Below are 5,940 nucleotides of genomic sequence, written 5' to 3'. Positions count from 1 at the left end.
CAGCTTTTGCCGCTGGTTAGCGACAAGACCATGCTGCAGGAAACCGCGTTGCGGGTCCGCGGCTGGCCGGGGTTGATGGCACCGCTGGTGGTGTGCGGCAACGAGCATCGTTTCCTGGTCGCCGAACAGCTGCGCGAGGTGGGCATCAGCCCGAGCGGCATCCTGCTCGAGCCGGTCGGCCGCAACACGGCCCCGGCCGTGACGGCGGCCGCGCGGCACCTGGTAGCCGAGGATCCGGACGCCATCATGCTGGTGCTGCCGGCCGACCACGTGATCGAGAAGAACGAAGCCTTCCGCCAGGCGGTCGAGCGCGCGTTCAGGCTGGTGCAGGACGGTTCGCTGGCCACCTTCGGCATCGTGCCGAGCGGGCCGGAGACGGGCTACGGCTACATCCGCCGCGGCGAGCCGCTGCCGGGCTGCGATGACTGCTACAAGATCGAGCGCTTCGTCGAGAAGCCGGACCGCAATACCGCCGAAGGCTTCGTCGCCGACGGCGGCTTCTACTGGAACAGCGGCATGTTCATGTTCCGCGCCGACCGTTTCCTGGCCGAGATCGAGCAGCATGCGCCCGCGATCGCCAAGGCGGCGGAGGACGCGATGCACAATGCCTACCGCGACCTCGACTTCTGCCGCCTGGACGAAGCGGCCTTCACGGCCAGCCCGTCGGACTCGATCGACTATGCGGTCATGGAACATACCCGTGACGGCGTGGTGGTGTCGGCCGACATTGGCTGGAGCGACGTCGGTTCGTGGTCGGCCCTGGCCGACGTGCAGCAGGCCGACGCCCACGGCAACGTGCAGCGCGGCGACGTCTACCTGGACGGCGTCAGCAACTCGCTGGTGCGCGCCGAGAGCCGCATCGTGGCCGTGGTCGGGGTGAAAGACCTGGTCGTGGTCGAGACCGCGGACGCGGTGCTGGTGGCGCACAAGGACCAGGTCCAGCGGGTCAAGAACATCGTCGACCACCTGAAGGTCCAGGAGCGCACCGAGCACCTGTACCACACCCGGGTGTACCGTCCGTGGGGCTTCTACGAAGGCATCGACGCGGGCGAGCGTTTCCAGGTCAAGCGTATCTGCGTCAAGCCGGGCGAGAAGCTGTCGCTGCAGATGCACCATCACCGTGCCGAGCACTGGGTGGTCGTGTCGGGCACCGCGCGCGTGACCTGCGGCGACAGCGTCAAGCTGCTGGCCGAGAACGAGTCGACCTACATCCCGATCGGCATGACCCACCGCCTGGAAAACCCGGGCAAGCTGCCGCTGCACCTGATCGAAGTACAGTCGGGCAGCTACCTGGGCGAGGATGACATCGTGCGTTTCGAGGACGTCTACCAACGTGCCTGAGTAAGGCGCATCAGGCTTCGTTCGCCTTACCGCACGCAACTCAACGCCGCTCGCGCGCCAGCGCCGGCGGCGTTTCTCTTTTCCGCGGTTCTACAGTGCGAGCGCCGCCATGCATCGGGCATACAATGCCTCGTCAAGAACAAGAAGGGGAATCCCATGAAAACGATCGTTGCGGCGGGCAGCACGGCGCTTGTTCTGCTGCTGGGCGCCACCGGCACGGCGGCCAAGGCCGCTCCGCCTGTCGCCGGAGCCATCATCGGCGGCTCCAGCCTGCTGGACAATGGGCGCCAGGCCCAGCTCGAACGCTGGCTGGGCGCGGGCGAGTTCAATCTCAACAATGTCTACACGCTGCGTCCGGGCGACACCTCGGCGAACTTCCACCGGGCGGCCGACGGCAAGGGCGCCACCTTCACCCTGATCGAAGTGGCGAACACGGCCGGCCAGACCTTCCTGGTCGGCGGCTACAACCCGCAAGGATGGTCGTCCACCGACGGCTGGCACGAGACCGAGCGCGACTTCCAGCGCACCGCCTTCCTGTTCAACTTCACCACGCCGGCGGTCTACCGCCAGGTCCTGTCCGGTTTCATCCTGCCCAGCCAGGGCCAGCGCCAGACCTTCAACGACATCCTGTTCGGCCCTGTGTTCGGCTCGGGCCCCGACCTGCTCGTGAATGACGACCTCACCAAGGCCCTGTCCTGGCAGCTGAGCTACGGCGATCCGGCCAACGAGGGCAAGAGCATCATCGACGGCAGCCTGGGCGGCCAGGCCGTGAGCGTGAATGCGATGGAAATCTTCGCGATCGCGCCGGTGCCGGAACCGGCGTCGGCGGCGATGCTGCTGGCCGGGGTCGGCGTGCTCGGTGCAGGGGGCCGCTGGCGCCGGCGCAAGCACGGGATAAGCGTGTCGTAAGTTGTCCGCAATACAAGTTGTGGCATGATGAGGGAATGATATCGATCCGACGCTTCCTCCTCATCCTGGCGCTGGCCGCCACCGCGAATGCCCACGCGCAGTTCACCAGCGCCCCCAGCCTGCAGCCGGCGCAGCTGGCCATCGTCATCAACGACGCCGAGCCGAACAGCGTAAAAATCGGCGAGTACTACCGCAAGCGGCGCAACATCCCGAAAAACAATGTGGTGCACGTGAACATCCCGGACAAGCCGCATGAGATCAGCGCCGAACGCTTCCAGGAGCTGAAGGAAGAGATCGACGGCCAGCTCGGTCCCGAGATCCAGGCCGTGCTGATGGTCTGGACCGCGCCCTACAAGGTCGAGTGCAATTCGATCACCAGTGCCTACACCCTGGGCTTCGACGCTTCCCAGTGCGTCAAGACCTGCGCCAGCGGGCGCTCCAGCCCGTATTTCAATTCCCGCTCGACGCGGCCGTATACCGACCTCAAGCTGCGCCTGTCGATGCTGCTGCCGACCGAGTCGGTGGCGGATGCGAAGGCCCTGATCGACCGCGGCGCCTCGGCCGGCTTCCGCATCGTGCCGGCCACCGCCTATTACCTGATCACCTCGGAAACGGCGCGCAACTCGCGCGCCGGTTTCTTCCCGCCGCCGGGCCACATCGAGGCCAGGAAGCTGAGCACCAAGACCATGAAGGCCGATACGCTGGAAGGGGTGAAGGACGTGATGATCTACCAGACCGGCATGGCGCACGTCGACAAGCTGGAGACCCTGCATTTCCTGCCCGGAGCCCTGGCCGACCACCTGACCTCGCTCGGCGGCGATCTGCTGGGGGATGGGCAGATGAGCAGCCTGCGCTGGCTGGAGGCGGGCGCCACCGCCAGCTATGGCTCGGTCAGCGAGCCCTGCAACTACTGGCAGAAATTCCCCAACCCGGCCGTGCTCCTCACGAATTACGTGCAGGGCAACAGTGCGATCGAAGCCTACTGGAAGAGCGTAGCCTGGCCAACCCAGGGCCTGTTCATCGGCGAGCCGCTGGCTGCGCCTTACCGAAAACGGCCGCGCTGACGGCCGTCCCGTCCCGAATCCTGAACGCTGAGCGCGGATCGATGCCCAGCGCGGCGTCCTGGCCGGCTTCGAACCGGACCTGCGGGAAGCCGGCTTCGACAGCGTGCCGGTGCACGGTACCGGGCCGCTGGCCGAGGGAGCGCGCGCGAAACCGAGATCGTCGGCTGGCTGCGCGAGGGAAAGAGCAATGATGAGATGGCGCAGATCCTGGGGATCAGCGCGCTGACCGTCAAGAACCACCTGCGGCGGATCTACCGCCTGCTCGGTGTCGGCAACCGCGCGCACGTATTGGCGCGCTGTCTCGAACTACGCCTGCTGGAAGCCTGAGCGGATGCCAGGCTCCGGCGGGAAAATCAGGAGTTGGTGACGCCCGCTGCCTGGTCGGCGGCGGCGCGGCGCATCGCATCGTAGCGGTAGGCTTCGGCGTTGGCGTCGATGATGCGCAGGCTCTTGCAGCCGTCGGTGGCGCAATCCGGCGCCGGCATGGCGGCGCTGACCTGGGCGGCGCTGCCCGACTGCATGGCCGAGGCGGTCAGGGTCGGCTGGTCGGCCTGGCTGCCGCCGCCGCAGGCGGTGAGGACGATGGCGAGAGCAAGGGCGGAAACGGAACGGATTGCGTGAAGTTTCATGGCGGATAAGGTGCGTTCAACAGATGAGCTATTGTAGGCAGGAAATTTTCCGCAACTCAATATTTTTTTCGTTTATTTAGTGCCAATATTGAGTAAAAACAATCTTTTTGTATGGAAATAAGCGGAGATGAAAGATGATAAGAGGAAATATCCTTGAGGAAATTATTGATATTTTCTGGAAACGTCGTGCCTGTGCGACGTTGAGTGACGGACTTCTATGCAAATTGCATGAAATCTTTCACATGGGCTGACACTTGTGTTAGTGCATCAGCATGTGAAAAACAGGGAAGAAGTGAATGCCGGCGCATCCGCGGATCGGTCCGCGGATGCGCCGGCCGTATGGCGGGGCAGGTCAGGCGCGCCGGCGCGCGCGCGCACCCAGGCCCAGCAGGCCGAAGACCAGCAGCGATGCGGTGGCGGGTTCCGGCACGTTGGTGACGGGCAGGTCGGACAGCGTGATGTTGTCCAGCGCGATTTCGCCGGCGCTGTTGTTCAGGCCACCACATTGACCCTCGGCATTGCAGAGAAACCCGACGATGGCGATTTCGCTGAACTGCATCTGTGCGAAGTCGCCGGCGTCGAATCGCTGGAAGCTGTAGGCGCCATTGGCGTCGGCCGTCAGGTTGAACTGGATGGTGACCGGTTCGCTGCCTTCATTGAAGCCCAACACCTGGATCGCTGCCGGGATGGCCGGGTAGACGACCCCGGGCAGGGGGACGAAGCTGGCGTCGAGCCCGCTGAAGCTGAAGGTCGTTCCCGTGCTCGGGAGAATGTCGACGAAGCCCGAATTGAACAGGTCGAAATAAGTCGATGTATTGCCGGTCGGGCAAATGTTGGGGGCGCAAGCGTTGGCGGCGCTGCCGTTGATGAAGCGCCCGACCTGGACCGTTTCCGGTGGCGCAGCCGCGCCCGGGGCAACGAAGATGACGGTGTAGCCGGCTTCCTGGAGGGAGGTCTGGTTGAGCACCGGGCCCGACTGGCCTTCGAACGTGATGACGGCTGCTTGCGCCGCGCCGGCCGAAGCCAGGGCGAACACGGCGGTACTCAGCATGCGCTTGAGTACACCGCCGCGAAGTGTGGTCCTGATCATATGGTTACCTTTTCGTTGGAAGATGCGCGGGATGCGCGATTGCGGGTACTGCCGTGCTGCCGTGCTGCTGAGCCTACTAAAATTATTATCATGGAGTATATCAATAAAGATAACATTGTGAGCCAGATAACACACAAGAGGACATTCGGCGGTATGTGAAACTTATCGAATAATGTTTTAAAAAATCAAATATTTACAATTTATTTAATTAAAAATCGGGTGCTTGGCCGGTGACTGTAATGCACATCCGCGCACGCTTGACGCTGCCGCAGGCCCGGGCGCATGATGCGTCAATGCGAACACTGATCCTTTTACTACTGGCAGGCTGCGCCGCCTGCAGCACCGGCGCCGCGCCGCAAGCACGGCAGGCGCCGCAATCCCGCGCGCTTGCCACGGACGGGCAGGGTGATACGCTGGCGCGCATCCGCACCCTGGCCGGTACGCCGGGCTGCTCCAGCGACAGCCAGTGCCACGCGCTGGCGCTCGGCGTGCGTGCTTGTGGCGGACCGGAGAGCTACCTGCCCTGGTCGTCGGCGAAGACGGAACAGGCAGAGATCGAGGCCTTGGGCGAGCGCTACAAGGAAGAGCGGCGCGCCGCCAACGCGGCCTCGGGCGCCATGTCGACCTGCCAGTTCTTGCCGGATCCCGGCGCCGTCTGCCGCGCCGGCACCTGCCAGCTGGGCGGGGGCGGGATGCAGGCACGCTGATCGCTCGCTGCGCACATGAAAAAAGCCGCGGGCCCTAAGGCACGCGGCTTTTTGCACTGGGGCTCGCGCCCCAGCCTCGCTTCTTACAGGGTGTAGACAAAATCAAACCTGATGGGTAAGTCTATTCAGTAGCATACGTGCCTCGGCCAACCACACCCAGGCGGCCGAGATATCCAGCTTGCGGTCGTGATGCATGACCG

General features: G+C 64.2%; 7 protein-coding genes. 5 read left to right on the top strand and 2 right to left on the bottom strand.

Going from position 1 to position 5,940, the window contains the following annotated elements:
• The 4 genes from ACI48D_RS23515 to ACI48D_RS23500 form a co-directional block, all read left to right on the top strand.
• The coding region (locus tag ACI48D_RS23515; protein ID WP_435573662.1) for a mannose-1-phosphate guanylyltransferase/mannose-6-phosphate isomerase at positions 1-1,341 on the top strand (1,341 nt) is incomplete at its 5' end.
• 156 nt (positions 1,342-1,497) lie between these two features.
• Positions 1,498-2,250 carry a PEP_CTERM-anchored TLD domain-containing protein gene (locus ACI48D_RS23510; protein WP_435573661.1) on the top strand — a complete coding sequence of 251 codons (753 nt, stop codon included), beginning with the start codon at positions 1,498-1,500 and terminating at the stop codon, positions 2,248-2,250.
• 35 nt (positions 2,251-2,285) lie between these two features.
• On the top strand, positions 2,286-3,314 hold the full coding sequence (locus ACI48D_RS23505) for a TIGR03790 family protein (RefSeq protein ID WP_435573660.1): 1,029 nt from the start codon (positions 2,286-2,288) through the stop codon (positions 3,312-3,314).
• Between the two features lie 27 nt (positions 3,315-3,341).
• On the top strand, positions 3,342-3,641 hold the full coding sequence (locus ACI48D_RS23500) for a response regulator transcription factor (RefSeq protein ID WP_435573663.1): 300 nt from the start codon (positions 3,342-3,344) through the stop codon (positions 3,639-3,641).
• Positions 3,642-3,667: 26 nt separating this feature from the next.
• Here ACI48D_RS23500 and ACI48D_RS23495 read toward each other — a convergent pair whose 3' ends face one another.
• Positions 3,668-3,943: a hypothetical protein gene (locus ACI48D_RS23495; protein WP_435573659.1), complete on the bottom strand. Its 276-nt coding sequence runs from the start codon at positions 3,941-3,943 to the stop codon at positions 3,668-3,670.
• Between the two features lie 352 nt (positions 3,944-4,295).
• On the bottom strand, positions 4,296-5,033 hold the full coding sequence (locus ACI48D_RS23490) for an NF038120 family PEP-CTERM protein (protein WP_435573658.1): 738 nt from the start codon (positions 5,031-5,033) through the stop codon (positions 4,296-4,298).
• Between the two features lie 293 nt (positions 5,034-5,326).
• Here ACI48D_RS23490 and ACI48D_RS23485 point away from each other — a divergent pair, with 293 nt between their 5' ends.
• Entirely contained in the window at positions 5,327-5,740 is a 414-nt protein-coding gene (locus ACI48D_RS23485) for a hypothetical protein (protein WP_435573657.1), read from the top strand.
• Positions 5,741-5,940: the final 200 nt, after the last annotated feature.

It is taken from the genome of Massilia sp. LXY-6 (assembly GCF_051233485.1).
In the GTDB taxonomy this organism is placed as follows: Bacteria; Pseudomonadota; Gammaproteobacteria; order Burkholderiales; family Burkholderiaceae_D; genus Telluria.
Note: the sequence above shows the minus strand (reverse complement) of the source record. Positions and strands in the feature narration are given on the sequence as shown.

Bases quoted from the DNA above. Each gene is read 5' to 3' on its own strand.
- ACI48D_RS23490 (WP_435573658.1), bottom strand. From the start codon at position 5,033: ATGATCAGGACCACACTTCGCGGCGGTGTACTCAAGCGCATGCTGAGT.
- ACI48D_RS23510 (WP_435573661.1), top strand. From the start codon at position 1,498: ATGAAAACGATCGTTGCGGCGGGCAGCACGGCGCTTGTTCTGCTGCTG.
- ACI48D_RS23495 (WP_435573659.1), bottom strand. From the start codon at position 3,943: ATGAAACTTCACGCAATCCGTTCCGTTTCCGCCCTTGCTCTCGCCATC.
- ACI48D_RS23485 (WP_435573657.1), top strand. From the start codon at position 5,327: ATGCGAACACTGATCCTTTTACTACTGGCAGGCTGCGCCGCCTGCAGC.
- ACI48D_RS23505 (WP_435573660.1), top strand. From the start codon at position 2,286: ATGATATCGATCCGACGCTTCCTCCTCATCCTGGCGCTGGCCGCCACC.